Origin of the sequence: Sphingobacterium sp. BIGb0116 (assembly GCF_024808035.1) — a bacterium.
GTDB classification, from domain to species: domain Bacteria; phylum Bacteroidota; class Bacteroidia; order Sphingobacteriales; family Sphingobacteriaceae; genus Sphingobacterium; species Sphingobacterium paramultivorum.
On the sequence record NZ_JANUDT010000001.1, the window covers coordinates 891,068 to 910,395 of the forward strand.

Here is a 19,328-nt window from a genome sequence, read left to right on the forward strand (position 1 = left end):
CTAGAAATCCTGCAAGTAATCAATTGGCGTTGGCACTTGTTTAATTTTTAACTATTAATCCAAATTTTATGAAAAACATTGGAGTACGGCTGTATTCTATCTATTTTCTATTGTTCTTTTTTTGGGTACAACCCACTTATTCACAGAACAAGCCCAAACCTATCGTAAACGCTACCCTTGAGGGCCATATCATTGACGCTTCTACAAAACAGCCTATAGAAGATGTCACTGTGCAATTGGATGCTGTTACCCACTCTGTGAAAACCGATCGGGAGGGTAGATTTCAATTTGTTACTGGACAGAAGCTTCCCTTTAAGGTTAGGCTGACGCATCTCAACTACAAGTCACTCTCCCTTGTGATCGACAAAAGTCCCATTGTTATTGAGCTTAGCCCAGCAAGCAAAGACCTGGAAGAAGTCGTGGTAACAGGTGTTGCACAAGGCACAAGCCGCAAAAAGCTATCCTTTGCATTGACCAAAGTAGACCAGGAGCTGATCGGCACAGTTCCTGCTCTCGATGCTTCCACAAGTTTACGCGGGAAAGTCGCCGGCCTTCGTATCGACCAGTTGGGTGGCAATGCCGGGGCATCGGTATATCTCCGTGGATCAAAGTCGGTAACTGGAGAAATCGAACCTTTGATCGTGGTGGATGGCTTCGTCACAGCTCTCCGTCTTTCAGACCTTAATCCCAACGACATTGAGAGCATTGAAGTTGTCAAAGGAGCTGCAGCTTCGGCCTTATATGGAACCCGCGGCGAGGGCGGGGTCATTCAAGTGTTGACAAAAAACGGTAAAAAGGAAGGAAAACTGAATATCAGTATAGATAACGAACTTGGTTACTCGAGTCTGTTATTACTTCCACCCCTATCCTATCAGCATCATTTCAAGGTCAACCCAGACGGATCTTTCCTGTTGGTCAATGGAGCCCGGGTGATCGACTACAAGGAAAATGGTTTTTCGGTCAATCTGCATCCCTATAAAGACTATGTGGACAATACCAAAAATCTATTGGGCCGGACCAGCTATTTTACCAATTCCATCTCGGCCGCAGCAAGTGGTGAAAAATATAACATCTATTTATCCGCACAAAACCAACATAAAGGCGGTGTTTCACCGGTGGTCGATGCAGACAAAAGACAGAACATTCTGTTCAATCTTGGTTACCGCGTTTCACCCAAAATTACAGCCGATCTAACCACACAGTATAGCTTCTTCAATACACCTTCGAGTGCTGTATCCAGCCGTTCGGATGGACTGCTTTATTCGACTTTACTTGTCGAGCCTTTTATCGATCTCAGTGAAAAGAATGAATCGGGAAAATATGTCTACCTACCCAAAGGGAGCAATCTTTCCGGTCAGCAATGGACCAATCCTTTCTATCGACTGAGCAATGAGGAATACGCCTATCAGACCGAGAATCTGCTGCTGGGTGGAAAACTAAAATATGCAATTACCGAACACCTGAGTGCCGAAGGAGCCCTTTCCTTACAGACAAAACAATATAATACCGAAGAATACTATCCTAAAGGTTATCAGACCATTGTCCCGGATGTCAGTCTGAATAATGGAAACTATGCTTTAAGAACCTCTAAAAGCACCAGCAAAAATGGTCAGCTACAATTAAATTACAACCGCAGGACTGGCAATCTGGATTGGGGGCTTACTGCCAAATATGTGTATGAATTTGCATCGCAGACAGGTTTCAATGCTTCCGGTCGAAATCTTACGGCCCCAGTCAAAAGCCTGGATGTGACAGAACCGAGCACGAGGGTCATTTCATCCAATTGGGAAAAAACAGTTAACCATGGCTATTTCCTCAACGCCAAGTTTGCCTGGGCAGATAAACTATTTGTAGATGCCTTGGGCCGGCTCGATCAGAGTTCACGGTTTGGCCGCGATGTAGGAACAGCCTTTTTCCCCCGCATTTCTGCCGCCTACCGTTTGACGCAGGATATCAAGCTCGATCCATTGACAGAGTTTAAGCTACGGGTGGCATATGGAAAAGCGGGAAGCCTTCCTCCTTTTGGAGCCAAAGACAGCCGCGTCAGCATCACCAATACAGGGGGTGTCAGCTATACACAAAATGACAATACCGACCTGAAGCGGGCAGTTACCGCGGAAACGGAACTTGGTTTTGATGCCGTCTTATTTAAGCGACTGAATGTACAGTTCAACTATGCTTTTTCAAATAGTACCAACGATTTTATTTCTGTCCCAGCCTTTACACCGATTTCGGGCTCAGCAAGCATCTACGACAACCTAGGCGCTGTAAAATCAAATTCTCTCGAACTGGAGGTCAATGGAAAAGTGCTCGAGCATAAAAAGTTTAGTTGGTCATCAGGCCTTACTTTCAGCCGCGTCCGTAGCCGGATTACATCACTGGGCGATGTTCCCGAGTTTACATACAACGGTTATCGAAAAGCTGTCGGCGCCAGTACCACCGCAATTTATGGGTACAGTATCCACTCGGATCTCGCGCAGTTGCAAACCAATGCCGACGGTTTTGTCATCAATGCCGGTAACGGTACCAAACGGGTTGAAGAATATGTGGTAAATGACTTTGGTGTTGTGGTCGAAAAAGCAGCTTTAGGTACGGCAAATGAAGCGCCCGTATTTTATGTCAATGCTGCAACTGGCAATGCCAAAATTATCGGCGATGCCAATCCAGATTTTTTACTGGGCTTTACAAACACCTTTAATTACGGGCGTTTTTCACTTTACAGCGTGCTGGATTGGCAACAAGGGGGACAGAAATTCAATGAAACCGCACAATATCTGACCTATGTCTACCGCTCGGAATTTTCTGACCGGAGTGCCGCCGCAGGCAAACCGCTAAACTTTACCACCCAAGTATTCAACGCCTCACAAGTAACAGATTATTGGATCGAAAAAACAACCTATTTGGCCCTTCGCGAGCTATCGTTATCCTATAAACTCCCAACAGAAAAACTAGGTCTTTCCAAGGTTCTGAAAAACGCCAATCTATCCCTTATCGGCAGAAACCTCTTTATCTGGACAAACTATAAGGGAGTTAATGTTGATGGAATCGGACAGGATGGATTCAACTATCCTAGCTACCGTATTATTTCAGGAAAACTAACCTTCAATTTTTAACCTAATCAGACAAAGTAAAACATGAAGAAGATATTTTTTGGTTTAGCCGTGCTTTTCTCACTAGGCTCATGCGAATCAATCGGATTCGATGACCCCTCGACATTGACGAATGCCGAAGCCATAGAAAAGATAAAAAGTTTAGGTTATGTACTCACAACAAGCAGTGTGCAGACCGCCTTCAATACCACGACCAATAACGCCGGTGGCTCCCATTTTAGCCTTTGGGCAGACCAGTCGACCAATACCAACGGCAGCCAGTCCTGGTGGGATTTTGCGAACGAACCGCGGTTACGCTTGAACAACAATTCCGCTTATCGCGGTAATGCAGCCGTTCGTGAAGTGTATTCCAATTTCTATCAGTCCAATTTGGATGCCACCAAAGTGATCGACCTGATCGAGAATCAAAAGTTGACGATCTATGATGACAAGGGTGCCGACCGGACTAAAGACTGTCTTATTGGTGCCTACTATGCAAAAGGTGTCTCCCAAGGTTACCTGGGCGCAATATTCGACCGCGGACTGATTGTCGATGATGTCAACCTTAAACTCAAGGAGTTTCCCAATTCCTATAAAGAGCTGATCGAGAATGGCATCAAACATCTTGATAAGACCTTGCAGCTTATTGCCGAAACACCCAACCTGAATTTCGATTTTTTAAAGGGTGTCACCATTTCCAAAGGCGATCTCGTATTGCTGATCAATTCGCTTTCTGCACGGATCCTTTCCTCCGTAGCACGGGATAAGGCCGAAGCAGAAAATCTGGGTTCTCCTTATTGGAACAGAGTTCTTGCCTATGCCAACAAGGGTTTTACCACCGATTACACCATCACCACTACCGTGGGCGGCTATTACAATGCCCTGGTCGATGTACTCGAACGTCCTTACGGAACGGCCTCCTATGTTCCTGCAGATATCAAAATCGCTTATTTGGCGGATAAAACAAAAAAAACGCCCACAGCTTATCCAACCAACAACAGCATTATCTTGGGTCCTATTGAATCTGACGACAAACGTTTCTACCAATATTTTACTTACACAAGTAACTTCGGTATTTTGCTTGAAGCCAGAGGAAGGGGGCTTTTCAGCAATTACATGCGTTCCCGGTGGATGTATCCCAAATTGTCTACCCTCAATGTTGCTGGCGCTGTCAATCCTTACTTTTTGGCCGAAGAAACACGCTTATTGCGGGCAGAAGCAAAATACTGGTTGAAAGATTACGATGGTGCTGCCGCTGAGCTGAATGCTTCGACAGCCTCCCGCAAACAAAAAGGAGGTCTTCCTGATGTGATAGCCAACGCCAGTGCCCTACGCGATGCCATTCATTATGAATATGCGATAGAAATAGATGGAGCGGGTGGTACTTTTGTCCCCTTCAGCTTCATGCGGAGAAATGATCTGCTACAGGGCGGCACGCCGACCCAGTTTCCGATACCACAGATCCAACTGGAACTCATCGGAGAACCTGTCTACACTTTCGGCGGGAATGAGTCTGCCGGTGAAAAAGGCAAATTTGGTGAGCTTGGTACAGCCCGCGACAATGGCTGGAAGCCAGCTTCAAAATAATCAAACAGAACAACCATTCTGTCGAACTAACCCCGTTTACATATATACGCCTTCTGTTTTCCGCGCTGCACACAGCAGCGCGAAAACAAAGGCTATTTTTTTACAGCGCTATTTAGCTCAGCAGTTTTTGCTGAAATGCAAAACGGATCAGATCGGCCGTGTTTTTGCTTTTTGTCTTATCCATCAGATTCTGACGGTGCCCTTCGACAGTCCGTTTGCTCAAAAAGATTTTATCCGCAATTTCCACAGCGGTGAAACCCTGCGCAATGAGTTCCAGTACGGCAAATTCCCTTTCTGAGATTTCATACTGCGACAGCCGTGAAGTAACATCAACATTCGCACTATTCTCAACATCAAAGTTTTCCATAAACCGTAGACCGAAATTGGTCATCAGATATTTATGCCCCTGAGATAAACGTAACAATCCAAATAAGATTTCATCATAGTCCCCTCCTTTAGATAGATACCCGTCTGCACCACTCCGAAAAGCTTCGGCTACATCAACCGGATCTTCAATCATGGAAAGCACAGCAAACCTAAGATCAGGATATATTTTTTTGGCCATTCGGATGAAACTCACACCATCCATGCCCTGCATATTCAGGTCCGTTAAAACCAGATCTGGCAATGCATTTTGTTCAAGATAGATTAATGCATCCTCTGCACTGTCTACTTCTCCTACCACCGAAAGCTTGTCGTGGGTATCAATGATCAAGCGTATCCCATTTCGCACAAGTCGATGGTCATCAACTAAAAGAATTTTAGTCATTTTTCCTCCAATCCTACCAAGATAATCTATTTTTTTTATTAAGTTATTTTTTAAAATTAGTTCACGTAAAAATCCCATCCAGTTCTACTTGACCTTTCGCCATATCTTTTCATTGCCCACCTGATTATAGTGGGGTGCCAGTGCAGAAAAGCGCAGTGTCTCCTGACTGCCTAAGGCAAGGTAGCCGAATGTTTCGAGGCTTTCATCAAAAAGGGACAATACCCTGGCCTGCAGCTCTGTGTCAAAATAGATCAGCACATTGCGACATAGAATCAGCTGAAAAGCATTAAAAGAAGCATCACTCACCAGGTTGTGAGAAGCAAAAACAATACGTTCCCGCAAGGTGGAATTGAATTTTACCCAGTTATAGTTCGCGGTATAGTACGATGAAAAATCAGCTTTACCGCCCGAAAGCTGATAATTTTCAACATAGGATTTTAGGTTTGCCATCGGGATAACAGCCTTCTTTGCCTGCTCGAGCACCGACGGGTTGATATCGGTGCCATAGATCAATGATTTGTGCAATAGATTTTCTTCTTGCAATAAAATTGCCAGCGAGTACGCTTCCTCACCTGTTGCACAGCCCGCTATCCAGATGCGGATAAACGGCGAAGTACGCAATTTTGGAAGGATTTCATGACGAAGATTTGCGAAAAAGCTTGGGTCACGAAACATTTCGGTTACGTTCACTGTCATCTTTTCGACAAATCGCTGCATGTATTCCGGATCGTGGACAACACGATAACGTAGTTCGGCGAAACTCGCAAAATTATCCAGCAGGCAAAGCTGGTTTATCCGCCGCGATAAGGATGCTTTCGTATAGTGGGTAAAGTCGTAACCATAGAGACGCTCCACATCCTCCATCAGGATCATGACCTGCTCTTGGCTTACAATTTTTTTCCCCGTGGTCATCCTGCTATTTCTCTTATCATCTGCACAAGCAGTTCAATGTCAATCGGTTTCGAGATATAGCCATTTGCCCCTGCAGACAGACATTTTTCACGATCGCCGGTCATGGCCTGTGCCGTCACGGCGATAATAGGCAATTCACTTGCATTCCATGAATGACGGATCAGCTTGGTGGCTTCATAGCCGTCTATCTCGGGCATCATCATATCCATGAGCACAACACCTACACTGGCATGATCCCGTAACTGAGCTAGTCCTTCTTCTGCAGACAGACTGCCTATCGCCTGAAAACCTCTTGACTTCAAAGCCAATTTCAACGCAAATATATTGTTCTGATCATCGTCGATGATCAATATGGTTTTGTTTTTATCCATGCTCCTTATTTATTGCGTTATTATTCATACAGCCATACGCGCAAGAGGGACAATAGCTGATCGATATCCACCGGTTTGGATATATAATCAGACGCTCCTGCAGCAATACATTTTTCCCTATCCCCCATCATTGATTTGGCTGTAACAGCAATAATGGGCATATTTTCGTATAGCTGATCTTTTCGGATCGAAGCAATCGTTTCGTAACCATCCATTTCGGGCATCATCATGTCCATCAGGATCACAGCCACATCCGGATTATCTTCCAACTGTTTCAGCGCATCTTTTCCGTCCGTTGCCGGCACCACGGTCATCTGATATTTTTCGAGCGCTTTGGTGAGCGAGAAAATATTTCGGATGTCGTCATCCGCTACAAGTACCTTTTTTCCCTGCAGAACATCCTGCAAAAAGCCAAGTCTACCCGGCGATTTGGTAGAAGGACCATTATTTTCCTCTACAAGATGTAGAAATAGACCGACTTCGTCCAAAATACGCTGATAGGAATTAGCCGTTTTTACAATGATAGAATCCGCATACCGTTTTAATTTCATTTCCTCTACCTGCGAAAGGTTCTTACCGGTAAATACAATAATCGGCAAATTTTCAAGGCCTTGGTTTCGTTTTACGGCTTCCAATGTCTCGTAGCCAACACGGTCTGGAACCCCCATATCAAGGATCACACAGTCGGCAGTGTCTGAGCTCAGCGCCACAATGCTATCTTCTACATTGCTCTTGATCTCCGAGGCAATGTCAAAACTATCGAGGAAGAGCGACAGCGCCGCAGCATGTTTGGGATTTTCTTCAACGATCAGTACTTTTTTGGGATGCCGCGTGAGGGCATCTTCTATTTTACGGAACATATCGCCCATCTGCTCCAATGCCATCGGTTTATTGATAAAGTCTATGGCGCCCTGAAGCAGGCTTTCTCTTTTAACCTGTAAAGAAGACATAATATGCACGGGTATATGACGAGTCTTGGGGTTTTCCTTGATCTCAGCCATTACCTGCCAGCCATCTTTGAGCGGAAGCTGAATATCCAGCAGGACCGCCAGCGGCATATAACGTGCCACCATCTCCGCCGCAATATCACCACGGACTACCACGATACCTTTGTAGTTTTGCTGACGCGTATATTTCAGCAGGATCTTTGCGAACTCAATATCATCTTCAACAATCAAGATAAAGCGGTCGCCTGCGACGATGCTATCGCGATCATCCGGGATATCGGCTGGGATAGGAATCTCAGGCATCCTTTCCACTGCCGGCACTGCCACTTGTGAATCTTGTCCCACTACTGCGGGCCCCACTGTTTCAAGGTCTGTTTCGCGGGTCATTGGCCGCTGCAATTCCACAGCAAATGCGGTCGGAATGTCTCCCGAAATTTGCTCCGGAAGGATCAGCCGGAATACACTGCCTTTGTTTTCTTCGCTATCCAGCAAGATTTCGCCTCCGAGCAGACGCGCCAGTTCACGGCTGATCGAGAGCCCCAGTCCAGTACCGCCAAATTTGCGGCGTGTAGAACCATCTGCTTGTTGAAAAGCCTCAAATATCAGATGCTGCTTGTCTTTTGGTATTCCTATTCCCGTATCGCGCACTTCAAATACGATACGGCTTCTCTGCGATTGTTCGCGGTCAATATGCAAGGTAACCTTACCCGAAGCTGTAAATTTGATGGCATTCGACAATAGATTACGTAAAATCTGATCCAAGCGTTGCTTGTCTGTTTCGAGCTGCATCGGCAATCCCTCGGCGACGCTCATTTCTAATCCGAGCTGCTTATCCGCGGCGACTGGTCCGAACATAGCCGTCAGCCCATTCAGTATATCGGCAAAGAATACAGGCTGTACATCCAGATCCATTTTTCCGGATTCTATTTTGGAAAGATCCAGAATCTCATCTATCAAGGTTAGCAGGCTCTTTCCCGAACTTTGGATCACAGCTGCCGATTCCATCTGTTCTTCATTCAGGTTACCATCCGAATTTTCGGCCATCAAACGGGAAAGTAACAGAATTGAATTGAGCGGTGTACGCAGTTCATGCGACATATTGGCCAAAAATTCAGACTTATAGCGTGTACTTTGTTCCAGCTCTGCCGCCTTTTTCTGAATTTCCTGATTGCGTTCGGCAATTTCAACATTTTTATCTTCCAACAGTTTTGAGCGCTCCTCCAATTCACGGTTAGACTGCACCAGTTCTTCTTGCTGCACGCGGAGTTCCTCCTCCGATGCCTGCAATTTATGGGTATGCATTTCGAGGCTCGAATTGAGGGATTCCAATTCGGTATGCTGTGCCTGCAGCTCTTCAGTTTGCGCCTGGGTTTCTTCCAATAGATTCTGCACCACCAGTCTGGCCTGTGCCGCCGCAAGTGTAGTACCTACTTTTTGCACTGCATCTCTAAAAAATGCCAGCTGTATGGAAGAAAAAGGCTGTAATGCCCCCAGCTCCATCACACCGATACATTGGTTACCATCAAAAACAGGCAAGATAAAAAGGTTGTTCACCTGCACCTTTCCGATAGCAAAACTGATAACATAGCTGCTATTTTCGAGGTTTTCGAATAACTTTTCTTTCCCGTCCTTAAAGACCTGGCCAACCATACCCTCCCCCGGTACGAAGCGTTTATGGTCGGGATCTTCAAGTCCATAGGATCCCCTTAAGACAAGCTCATCCTGTTCCATCAGATAAATGGCACCATTGACACAGTTGCCATATTTTGTCAGATGGCCCAGCGTAACGGCTGTGAGCTCTTCCCGCTGTTTATTACCCATCAAGAGGTTGCTCAGCTGGGTTAGTCCGGCTTGGTGCCAGTTGTTATTATTGAGTTCATCAAAAGATGTTTTGAGCGACCTAGCCATTTCATTGAGGGATCCCGTCAAGCTGCCCAAATCATCCTGTTCGCCATCCTGAATCTGCATCTCATAATTGCCGGCAGCAATCTCCCGTGCTATACGCTGGGTAATGCTCAGTCGACGCTGGATCTCTTCATCTTTGCGCTTTAGGTCATTCTGCAACTCCTCGCGCTTAAAGAAATCTGCCCGAAGGCGGAAGTAAAAAAACAGCGTAATCAGCAACGAAACTGCGGCAGCCAATAAAACAAATATGGATGTGTAGCCCGAAGACCGTGTAAGCTCATCCGAGCGTCGATTGAGCAACGATTCTTCTTTATCTATGATTTTGCTGATCAGCAAACGGCAACTGTCCATATAGGTTTTGCCTTCTTCGAGCTGGGCAACAGAGACCATACCACCTCGTTTTTTGATGTTCACCAAATTCTCTAATCGATCTAGTCGAGACTGAACAAGTGTTGACAGGGTATCAATCACCTGCTGCTGCGCTGGGTTATCAGCCGTAAGATCGTGCGCGCGGCTCAGCGATTGAGGCAAGGACTGAAGACCATTTTTGTAGGGATCGAGAAACTTTTCCATCCCCGTCAGCAAGTACCCACGCTGGCCCGTTTCTGCATTCTGCAAATCCTGCAGAATTTTATTGACACGGCTCATGACCCGTCGGCTGTGGTCAACCATCGTACTATTGTGGATCTGCTTACGGATACTGACATAAGAAGCCGTTGAACTCGCTAACAGGATCAACAGTGAAATTCCAAAACCTACCTGCAGGTTTCTTAAAATAGTTTTAGGCATGCTTTTCAACAATTGAGTTAAGACAATGCCAACTGATGGTCTAGATGGCCGCCAAATATAGCAATAGGGAGCCTAAATTAAATCCCGCGTCACCCGGCCCCAACCATCTTACCGTATTTTAACAAAAACTTACGTATTTATCCCCCCGAAGCAATTCTATTGGCGATGATTTCGGAGGTTGCTGCACAAAAATCGAGGCCCGAATAATCCGGATTATAGCCGCCCATATAAGGTACAGCCATCATGAAAAGACGTTGACTGGCGTTGCCGCTGTGGTCTACCAGCCGGAAGCTGTCGTCTATCTTTACCCCTGGTACCTGCAAAAAAATGGCGCCATCCGGAGCCACAAACATATGGTCGTTGCCTGCCAGCATTTGTTCTTTGGCCTGTTCCACTGAACGAAATCGCAGGTAAGCTGGACTGACATTGCCATTGTCGACTAAACTCTTGAAAGTAAATTCTTCAAAGTCCAACGGTCGCTGTCCTACACAATCCACAAATGTCTTATAATGGGTTTTTACTTCTATCCCAGATTCATCGGTATAAAAATAGTTAGCGCCGCGGTCGCTCGCAGGTTCAACCCGACTGTCCGTACCAACATTGACCACATCCAGCCGACCAGCATCGTGTAGTGCGAGGAGCTCACGACTGGAACTCTGCGGCACAAAAGCGATGACAATGGAAATCAACGGCATCAGTACTTTTTTTAACCGCAGCATATCTTCGGCAGACATATATTTGGCCGGGTAATTCAGGGTAAAGCTCAAGGCAGAAAGCACTTCTTTCCAATAGATAGACTGACGCCTTCTGATAGATTTCAGCGCTTGTTCGTGCTCCTGGCGAAATCCCTCGAAGGCATCTTTCTGTTCCCTTAAACTGAGTACTGCTTCTACAAAGTCTTCCAGGCTGAGCTTTTCTACAATTGCATAAAAGTCGGGATCCTTTTCTTTAAACTGCGCTTTAAAATTACGATCGAACAGAAAATCCAACGACACGAAACCTTCATTTTCAAGTCTGTTAAGCATAAGTTCCTCTTCGGAGATCAAGAGCTTGTTGGCTAGGAAAGGTTCTTCCTGATGGAATCGGATCGCAGGCAGAAGGCCACTGCGCGTATGCATCAATAACTTAAAATTTTCGCTACCCGGGTCGATCTGATACCTTAGCTCCCCGGTCTCCAGGACTTCAAAAGAGCCATTGTGACGAGCCAGCGTACGGATAGCGTCGATTGCTGTGAGCGAAGCACCGCGTATGCCGACAGCATGATTGGTTTTTAAGGCCAACTTGGACGGTGGATAGGGCGACTCAAAATAATGTTCAACATTACCCTCATACCTGGTTGGCCATTTATGTCCGGTACAGATGATAACCTTGTCTACGATATAGGTGTCGGTGCTGCCCACCATGATTTTAACCTGCATCTGGCTATCGAGATCAATGATATCGCTGACCTGGCTGCCAAGATGAATCTGTGTTTCGATCCCCTTTTCATCCGCCATCCGTTTCAATAGCATAAACTGCTCCGAAAGGTAGCGGCCAAGGAGCAACCGTGGCATCACCTTGTAGCGATTAAAATCGTCAACATCGATTCCATAGCTTCGAAGCGTGGTTTCCGATAAGGATTGAACATAATCCTCAATCGTGGAGACCAGTGCGGGAATTTCATGATCCGAGACATTAGTTAGATGCTCAGGTGTAGCACCTTCGTAGCTATAAGGCATCCCTGCCCCCAATTGCTTGCGGGACTCGAAAATAGATACTTTGAGACCAGCTATATTCTTTTCGACCAATCTCTTGTACATAAACAGGCCACTGGGTCCACCCCCGATAATGGCTACATGAATGTTTTGTTGCATAGTTTTCGTTGCGCTGCCTAAAGGACAGTATTCGGTTCTAAGAACAAGGGTAAATTGCAGAAAGTTTTAGGCCCATTTATTCCCGGACAATAAAAAACGGGATAAATACGGGCCATGATTTAAATACCTGAATCTCGGATTCTGCAAACGATCATCAGGTACCTGCTGTTTTTCGAATAAACAAAATGATAACAAATAACAATATTATGGAAAACAACATCAACAATCCGGAGATCATCAATGACATTATTAAGATCAACAACGACCGCATCGAGGGTTATAAAAAAGCTATTGATCTGGCGACAAGTCATGGTTTAGATAAACTTATACCAACATTTCAAAAATTTATCGGACAATCGGAAGAATTTATTGCCGAGTTGACACCTTATGTTGAGCTTGAAGGCAAAGAGGCGACGGATAGCACCATGCTGAGCGGCAAGCTTTTCCGTGCCTGGATGGGGATAAAAGTAAATATTACGGGAGATGACGAAAGAAGTCTGCTCGAAACCTGTGAGCAGGGAGAAGATGCCTTCAAATCAACTTATCAAACAGCTTTGGCTGAAGGATCGGAAGAACTTTCACAAAATGTTCACAGCTTAATCAATACACAGCTCAGCAAACAGCTTGAAGCGCATAATATCATTAAAATGCTGCGCGATAGCAAAACCATCTAAGATTGAAATAGTAAGTTTTCTTTTTCACAAAAAATACCGAAGTGTAATCCCTTCGGTATTTTTTTATGTTTCGACTTCATCATTGACTCATCTTAACCAAGAATGTAGCGCTGCTTTTTCTGATTGCTTCCATTTCTCCCGAACAGAGATTGTTGTCGTAACCATAAGCGGAAAAAGGGAATCTGAAAAATCATATATTATAGCAGCATTGACATAAACGGTTAAAAAAAGTAATATTTTACATGATTTTAAGCCTTTAATACATGGCTTTTTTGGTTAATAATGCGTCTTTTGAGATACAATTTCAAATCAATTATAAAGATAGGTACACGCTGCCATTATTTCATTAAAATATTTTCAGCATTTATGAGACCGGTTTATACGAAAGCACTTTCAAATTTAGGGAACAGGATTTTTGAAATTCGACGAGAAAATTGCGACAAATACCTCTCCGAATATCATTTTCACAGTGAATGCCAGCTTACCTACATCATCAAGGGTAATGGGCAACGCTGCATTGGAGATCATCTGGAAGACTTTGAAAGCGACGAGCTGACATTTACCGGCCCGGGCTTGCCACATGTTTGGTATAATGCGCGTGGTGATACCAGCCACGAACCTAGCGCACAGTCTATCACCTTACATTTCGATCCAGAAGCCCTACTGTCTTTTTGCCCCTTATTAGTTGAAACGGCCCCGCTGCATGACTTCCTGGAAAGATCGCGACAGGGGATGTTATTTTATGGACAAACAAAAGATGCACTCAAAAAAATACTACGAAAAATGGTCGGCGCCTCCGATATGCAAAAAACAGCCTATCTATTTGAGTGTTTGGCTACCCTTCTTCACACAGAAGAATATGCTGTACTATCGGATAAGTCTTATAGCAATGGATCACCGCGCAAGGACGGAGAACTTATTTTTAACATCTACAATTATGTTTTTGAAAATTTCAACAATGAAATTTCCTTAGAGGAGGCAGCTAAATTGGCGAACTTGACCAAGCCATCCTTTTGTCGCTTTTTTAAAGCACATACACGAAAAACATTCTCAAAATTCGTCAATGAAGTAAGGATCAATGAAGCTTGCAGGCTGTTGGTTCAGGATGAGAACCCGATCACCAATATTGCCTATGCCTGTGGATTCAACTCCCTGCCCAACTTCAACAAGTTCTTTAAATCCATTAAAGGGATTACCCCTTCCGATTATAAAAGTAAGCTTTTATCAAATAAAGATTAGCGAGCAGTGCCGCCCTTGTAAAAAAGAGCTGTTAACATAGCTCTTTTTTTAGCCCTTAGGTTCCAATGGGCTAACGGATGTTCCGGCGAGCTCACGCATCCAGTTATTGAAATCCACATCTGATGGTATGTCGAACTTTTTGCGCAGTCTATTTTTACGGACCTGCACCGCCCTGATCGTCACAAAGGTGTATTCCGAAATATTTTTTGTCGAGAAGTTGAGAAATGCCATGGCACAGAATTCCAATTCGGTACTCCGAAGATTAGCGTCAAATGATTTGAGCGCCTGGATAAACTGTGGATACAATTCAGTAAATAAAATCAAAAATTCAGGATTGTTACTTTTGGCCAGGTCTATGAGCGTATTGAATTTATTTTCTCCGATCTGTTCGGTCAGTTCCTTATTGATTGTTTCGGTTTCCTGCAATGCCTCTTCTTTCTGTACCAATATCTTCCTGTTGTGCTTCGACCGCCAAACAAAAAACAAAACCACAACAAGCAGCAACAATAGGGCGTTAAGTGCAATTGTTCCTGCCCTTGACACCTTGGTATTCGATTCCTCATCTTTGAGTTTCAAAATCTGATTGAGCACCTGATCGACGACATGTCTATTTTCATTCTCCAGCGAGTCATTGAGCCGGCTAAAGGCTATTTCATAGTGATCTGCTTTAGCTTTATCCAAGTTGCTTATGCGATAAAAATCAGCCAGCTCACGGTAAGAATTTTGCACTCCTATTCTACTACCAGCTGCCCGCTTTCTCACAAGACTTTCTTCATAGAAAGTAGCAGCTTTTTGCAGGTTTCCTTTTTTTTTCTCCAAAATAGCTAACGCAGTATAGGTATTCAGCACAACAGGAATGTTATATTTCTTAATAAGCTCCAATGATTTATCCAAGCTTTGCTTCGCCTTTACTAAATCACCTTTTTCAACATATAGCCTCCCCAAATTTTCATACACAATCTGGTAGCGCATAGCCGCATCCTTTTCTGCGAAAACCTTTAGATTCTCCAACTGGAGTTCGGTGTATTTTTGCACGGAATCCAATTGTCCCATTCGCTGGAAAACTGCACTTAAATTCTCGTAATTATACTGGTATGCTTTGACTTGCTTTTCGCCGGTAAGCTGTTTAATGAGTTCCTGCTGCAAACGAAACTCCCGAATGGCCTGCTGATATAGCATGAGACCACCATAAGCCCGTCCCCGTAAGCGATAAACGTCGGATTGTACAAAGATTTCTTTTTTATAAATGTCGGTGGTTTCAATACGGTCCAGCTGTTTTAATGCTTCCTTAAATAGGCCAACAGTCACTAGACCTTCTGCTATATACATTCCGGATTTGGCCTTCCCCTCATCATAGTTAGCAGAATTGGCCAAATTAAATGCTTTTATTGCCGTCTCTATATAGGGTACTAATTTCCCTTGACTGCCAAATTCCATTGCCTTTGCTAAGAGCGAATCTACTCTTTGTTTCGGGCTATCCCCTGCGATGGCCTTAAACGAAAAAAAATAAGAAATAAAATTAAAAGGTGCTTTTTCATTAAGTAGGTTGTCAATATTTCAGTAGCTTTCCATAACTACTTTAGCTATATAGTCATGGCATAGTATCTGCAAAACTAAGCATTTTAATTGATTAAACGGTAAATGAATAAACCGAAGATTTTTATGTCAGCATGATCATTTTACCAGCAATTCTTTATAAAAAAAGCAGCAAAAATTCAATAATTTTTAGAAGTTAACACCGCAGTGACTACAGGCAAAAGCTCGTTTATAGCGAAAGGTTTGGGCAGAAAATAATCAGCTCCAGCATTAAGTGCAATAGCTCGACCCTCAGAAGATGCAGATACACAAATAATAAATAGATAGTCGCATTCTCTTCGGCTACGAATTTCTTTAATTAGGTCTTCACCACTGCGTACAGGCATTTCTAAATCACAGATAAAAATATCGGGTTTTTCCTGCAAGATATATTCCAATGCTTCGGTACTTCTGTTTTCACTTATAATAGTAGCTTCGGTCAGACTCAAAACCAGTTCCAACGACTGCAAAATTAGCAGGTTGTCATCACATACAAAAATCTTTCTGTTCATCAAACATCGATTTAAAAATTTCTCTTATCACCTGCAGCCCCTCACGAATGCCATCACCAAAACTCCGATTGGATAATAGCAGGATTTCCGGAATGCTCCCCTAAAAAATAAGCTTCCGGAAATTATGGCTTAGGTTTTATATTTGGGCACTTATAATTGAAATCTGACTCTGTTCCACAATTGGACCAAGTAAAATCTGATCACGCATCCAGTTATTGAAATCCACATCAGAGGCAATATTAAACTTTTTACGCAGTCTGTTTTTACGGACCTGCACCGCACGAACCGTCACAAATGTATATTGAGCGATATTTTTGGTCGAAAAATTTAAAAAGGTCATCGCACAGAATTCCAATTCACTACTCCGAATTTTGGGATTAATCCGCTTTAACGACGCCACAAATCCAGGATAAATTTCACTGAACACAGTTAAAAATTCCGCATCATTGTTTTTTGCCAAAGTAATTAAATAATTGAAGTTATTCCTATCCATATATATCGTTTTTCAAGTAAATTTATTTCTGTATTCCCCCTATTCTGAGTCACCTTTGCTCAAATACTATTAACTATTTTTTATTTATTTGGGAATAGCGGACTTACGAGCAAATAGACTCGACAGGGCCAAATGTCCCCGTCGAGTTAAATCCAAATGATATTATCACAGACCTCCACGCAAATAAGATCTAGTAATAATTCAGTCTCAGCATGCAATTAAAAAGTTGTCCATTACCCCTTTCTGCGATACAATCATCCAGTTGTTGTCCGTCCGAAATGATTTAACTGATTCTGTTTGACAAAGATTTGCATTAAAAGAAAGAATCAAAAAAAACAGCCTTTCACATAAATATCACACTTTACAAAAACCTCATTAACAACAAATTAAAAGCGTAAAAAAAGAATTAAAAAACCCATTCGATCAATATCCACTGAACCAGAACTTCAGTAAAAGTGATCCTTTTTCAGGTTAAGATCCATAAAAAAGCTCGACAGGAACCTGCCGAGCAAAATGTGATGGATTAGACAATATATTTTAGATATTACCAATTGATTAGTCGGTTATCATCATCTGCTTTCTCCCAAGATTCCTGTGGATCGTTGCTTGTCGTCGCAGCAGAACCTGCAGCAATACCTTGTTCCAATTCTACATTAATGGCCTCAACTTTTGGGCTCACATATATATTTTTTGATTTATTTGTGTTCATGTTTTATTATTTTTTAGATACTATTTCGATGCATAAAGTAACTAGCTGTTACTTTATAGTGTACAGGCAACTTTCTTTCTGCCGCTTCCTGATCCGATCATGGTTGTCTTTCCTTGAACAATCTGCGTAATTTTGACGGTGTTTGAAGTAGAGCTCCATGGAACCAAATTAAATGCCCCCTGTGTCAGCACTAATGGATACAGCTCACCACCTGCCACTTTACTGCCATAGATCGTAACTTCTCCCGAACGGCTGATGACGACACGGATTATTGGATTAGTTGCTGTACCTACCATGCTATAGATCTGAGGGACAGCGCCGCCTTCAGTATTGGTTCCACCATATTGACTACCATCCGCGAACTGAACATTTTTAGGAGCGATAGCGATGTTTCCTTCAAATTGAATTTCCTGGGTAGCAAGTTTTACACCATTTACTTCCATGTTGAAGGAGTTGTCCAATTGAAGAATATCAAAAACGAAACCATAGTCTGCCCCCGGAGCAGTCAATTCCTGTGTCACTGTAGTGCCTGCAGCAACAGTTTGACCGTTCACAACAGCACCTGATCCGGAAGCTGGATAGTTCCAGTTTAAGTCAGCCCCACCCGTCACAGGTTGTGTACATGTCTTAAAGTTCAGGTTTAAATTGTAGCGTTGACCTGGTAAGATCTGTAAACCAGCAACACCAACATTAGATCTTGTTTCACCATCAATGGTGATAGATCCGAAACTGAACACACCGTTTGTTTCTCCCGGATGGATCAATAAAGTAGGGTTACTTGATACAGAACGTAAACCTGCCCCCAAAAGAGGGAATTGAACAGCTGAACTTGAAGTAGTACCATTATACGTGATTGTACCGTCCGCTAATTTTAAATTAGCGCTTGGATGTGTAGGATTGATTGTTGGAGACACCAGACTTGTAATCGCCCCCGTCATTTCAGTAGCCATCGTTAAGTTGGTTGTCACTTCACTATATTGGTGTTTTAAAATCACATCAAGATTATTGTCACCAGAATGAACTGTTAAGTCTTTTTTGAAGTACATCAGGTCTGCGCTGATGTTATCGAGGCTTGCATTAGCCAAATCAGCCTGTGCAGTTACTGTAGGTACTGATGAAGTACTGTTTACTGAATAAGCTACGAAGGTATAGGTCTTTTCTGCGTCCAATTCAATTTCAGTCGCGTTGTCTACTGAATTTGTATAGGTCTTTTCAGTTACATAATCACCGTCAGCGTTATATACGACGATTTTATATTTGACATTTGCTGCCAATGGTGTTTTCTCTTCAACAACTGCAGCGCGAGAACCAGAAGAAGCCCGCAAAAGGCTGCCGTTAGTTGCGGACGACTTGCTGGTCAAAGTTGCTTCGAAAGAGCTAGACTTTGTTAATGGAACCACCACTTTCTGTGATACCCCTGAGTTATTACCATTGCTCGCTTTTTTCGTTGCGATAGCTGGATTTTCGACGCCAAGTAACTGGATACTGACGTTTGCCTTACCGCTGGCTGCTACACTGTCTTTGCTTTCCTTACAGGAATACATCGAAATACAAATCAAAGCCGACAGAGCCAGAGCTCTCCAACCTTTCATTGTCTGCGCTTGTAAAATCATTTCTTCTAATTTTTAATTATGTGATGAATATTCAATTAACTGGATGCAAATATTAAAATTATTTCACAAAAAGAAATATCACCGCAATATCACAGATATATCACACAAACGTTAGTATAACAAAAGTGCGATAATCTGCTAAGTGAAGATTTAACTTAGAGTTCACTTTGATGAAACAAACAGAACATTAGAAGGTATAACTTAACATATTACACGTCTTGTCAAACAGCAATTTCCATTAAAGACAAAAAAATTAAACCAGAAAAACCTATTAAATCGACTAAAAATCAA

At 43.3% G+C, this 19,328-nt stretch carries 14 protein-coding genes; 4 read left to right on the plus strand and 10 right to left on the minus strand.

What is annotated here, in order from left to right; all coding sequences use genetic code 11:
• Positions 1–68: 68 nt before the first annotated feature.
• Positions 69–3,113 (plus strand): SusC/RagA family TonB-linked outer membrane protein, encoded by a 3,045-nt coding sequence (locus M2419_RS03770; protein WP_259254254.1) that lies wholly within the window; start codon positions 69–71, stop codon positions 3,111–3,113.
• Positions 3,114–3,134: 21 nt separating this feature from the next.
• Complete coding sequence (locus M2419_RS03775) at positions 3,135–4,676, plus strand: hypothetical protein (protein WP_259254255.1); 1,542 nt, start codon at positions 3,135–3,137, stop codon at positions 4,674–4,676.
• A gap of 112 nt (positions 4,677–4,788) precedes the next feature.
• On the opposite strand, the gene M2419_RS03780 is transcribed toward M2419_RS03775, so the two are convergent.
• From M2419_RS03780 to M2419_RS03800, 5 genes are all read right to left on the minus strand, one after another.
• Positions 4,789–5,445: a response regulator transcription factor gene (locus M2419_RS03780; RefSeq protein WP_194932874.1), complete on the minus strand. Its 657-nt coding sequence runs from the start codon at positions 5,443–5,445 to the stop codon at positions 4,789–4,791.
• Positions 5,446–5,529: 84 nt separating this feature from the next.
• Entirely contained in the window at positions 5,530–6,357 is an 828-nt protein-coding gene (locus tag M2419_RS03785; RefSeq protein WP_159727908.1) for a protein-glutamate O-methyltransferase CheR, read from the minus strand.
• A complete protein-coding gene (locus tag M2419_RS03790) occupies positions 6,354–6,728 on the minus strand; it encodes a response regulator (protein WP_153846264.1) in 375 nt (124 codons plus the stop codon). Before M2419_RS03790 ends, M2419_RS03785 begins: the two co-directional genes overlap by 4 nt.
• Positions 6,729–6,748: 20 nt before the next feature.
• Positions 6,749–10,369: a response regulator gene (locus tag M2419_RS03795; protein ID WP_259254256.1), complete on the minus strand. Its 3,621-nt coding sequence runs from the start codon at positions 10,367–10,369 to the stop codon at positions 6,749–6,751.
• 137 nt (positions 10,370–10,506) lie between these two features.
• Complete coding sequence (locus tag M2419_RS03800) at positions 10,507–12,222, minus strand: FAD/NAD(P)-binding protein (protein WP_153846266.1); 1,716 nt, start codon at positions 12,220–12,222, stop codon at positions 10,507–10,509.
• Between the two features lie 206 nt (positions 12,223–12,428).
• Between M2419_RS03800 and M2419_RS03805 the strand changes: the two genes are divergently transcribed.
• Together M2419_RS03805 and M2419_RS03810 are read left to right on the plus strand one after the other, a co-directional pair.
• Positions 12,429–12,896 (plus strand): PA2169 family four-helix-bundle protein, encoded by a 468-nt coding sequence (locus tag M2419_RS03805; protein ID WP_183043821.1) that lies wholly within the window; start codon positions 12,429–12,431, stop codon positions 12,894–12,896.
• 366 nt (positions 12,897–13,262) lie between these two features.
• Positions 13,263–14,135: an AraC family transcriptional regulator gene (locus M2419_RS03810; RefSeq protein ID WP_194932875.1), complete on the plus strand. Its 873-nt coding sequence runs from the start codon at positions 13,263–13,265 to the stop codon at positions 14,133–14,135.
• A 48-nt stretch (positions 14,136–14,183) separates the two neighbouring features.
• On the opposite strand, the gene M2419_RS03815 is transcribed toward M2419_RS03810, so the two are convergent.
• The 5 genes from M2419_RS03815 to M2419_RS03835 form a co-directional block, all read right to left on the minus strand.
• A complete protein-coding gene (locus M2419_RS03815; protein ID WP_153846268.1) occupies positions 14,184–15,572 on the minus strand; it encodes a tetratricopeptide repeat protein in 1,389 nt (462 codons plus the stop codon).
• 278 nt (positions 15,573–15,850) lie between these two features.
• Positions 15,851–16,222, minus strand: a complete 372-nt coding sequence (locus M2419_RS03820; protein WP_153846269.1) for a response regulator — start codon at positions 16,220–16,222, stop codon at positions 15,851–15,853.
• A 136-nt stretch (positions 16,223–16,358) separates the two neighbouring features.
• Positions 16,359–16,715, minus strand: coding sequence for a hypothetical protein (locus M2419_RS03825; protein WP_153846270.1), 357 nt, complete (start codon positions 16,713–16,715; stop codon positions 16,359–16,361).
• Between the two features lie 544 nt (positions 16,716–17,259).
• Complete coding sequence (locus M2419_RS03830) at positions 17,260–17,424, minus strand: hypothetical protein (RefSeq protein WP_182331096.1); 165 nt, start codon at positions 17,422–17,424, stop codon at positions 17,260–17,262.
• Between the two features lie 53 nt (positions 17,425–17,477).
• Complete coding sequence (locus M2419_RS03835; protein ID WP_182331095.1) at positions 17,478–19,037, minus strand: hypothetical protein; 1,560 nt, start codon at positions 19,035–19,037, stop codon at positions 17,478–17,480.
• Positions 19,038–19,328 lie beyond the last annotated feature (291 nt).

Bases quoted from the DNA above. Each gene is read 5' to 3' on its own strand.
- M2419_RS03795 (WP_259254256.1), bottom strand. From the start codon at position 10,369: ATGCCTAAAACTATTTTAAGAAACCTGCAGGTAGGTTTTGGAATTTCA.
- M2419_RS03780 (WP_194932874.1), bottom strand. From the start codon at position 5,445: ATGACTAAAATTCTTTTAGTTGATGACCATCGACTTGTGCGAAATGGG.
- M2419_RS03835 (WP_182331095.1), bottom strand. From the start codon at position 19,037: ATGATTTTACAAGCGCAGACAATGAAAGGTTGGAGAGCTCTGGCTCTG.
- M2419_RS03785 (WP_159727908.1), bottom strand. From the start codon at position 6,357: ATGACCACGGGGAAAAAAATTGTAAGCCAAGAGCAGGTCATGATCCTG.
- M2419_RS03820 (WP_153846269.1), bottom strand. From the start codon at position 16,222: ATGAACAGAAAGATTTTTGTATGTGATGACAACCTGCTAATTTTGCAG.
- M2419_RS03810 (WP_194932875.1), top strand. From the start codon at position 13,263: ATGAGACCGGTTTATACGAAAGCACTTTCAAATTTAGGGAACAGGATT.
- M2419_RS03815 (WP_153846268.1), bottom strand. From the start codon at position 15,572: ATGGAATTTGGCAGTCAAGGGAAATTAGTACCCTATATAGAGACGGCA.
- M2419_RS03805 (WP_183043821.1), top strand. From the start codon at position 12,429: ATGGAAAACAACATCAACAATCCGGAGATCATCAATGACATTATTAAG.
- M2419_RS03800 (WP_153846266.1), bottom strand. From the start codon at position 12,222: ATGCAACAAAACATTCATGTAGCCATTATCGGGGGTGGACCCAGTGGC.
- M2419_RS03830 (WP_182331096.1), bottom strand. From the start codon at position 17,424: ATGAACACAAATAAATCAAAAAATATATATGTGAGCCCAAAAGTTGAG.
- M2419_RS03770 (WP_259254254.1), top strand. From the start codon at position 69: ATGAAAAACATTGGAGTACGGCTGTATTCTATCTATTTTCTATTGTTC.
- M2419_RS03775 (WP_259254255.1), top strand. From the start codon at position 3,135: ATGAAGAAGATATTTTTTGGTTTAGCCGTGCTTTTCTCACTAGGCTCA.
- M2419_RS03790 (WP_153846264.1), bottom strand. From the start codon at position 6,728: ATGGATAAAAACAAAACCATATTGATCATCGACGATGATCAGAACAAT.
- M2419_RS03825 (WP_153846270.1), bottom strand. From the start codon at position 16,715: ATGGATAGGAATAACTTCAATTATTTAATTACTTTGGCAAAAAACAAT.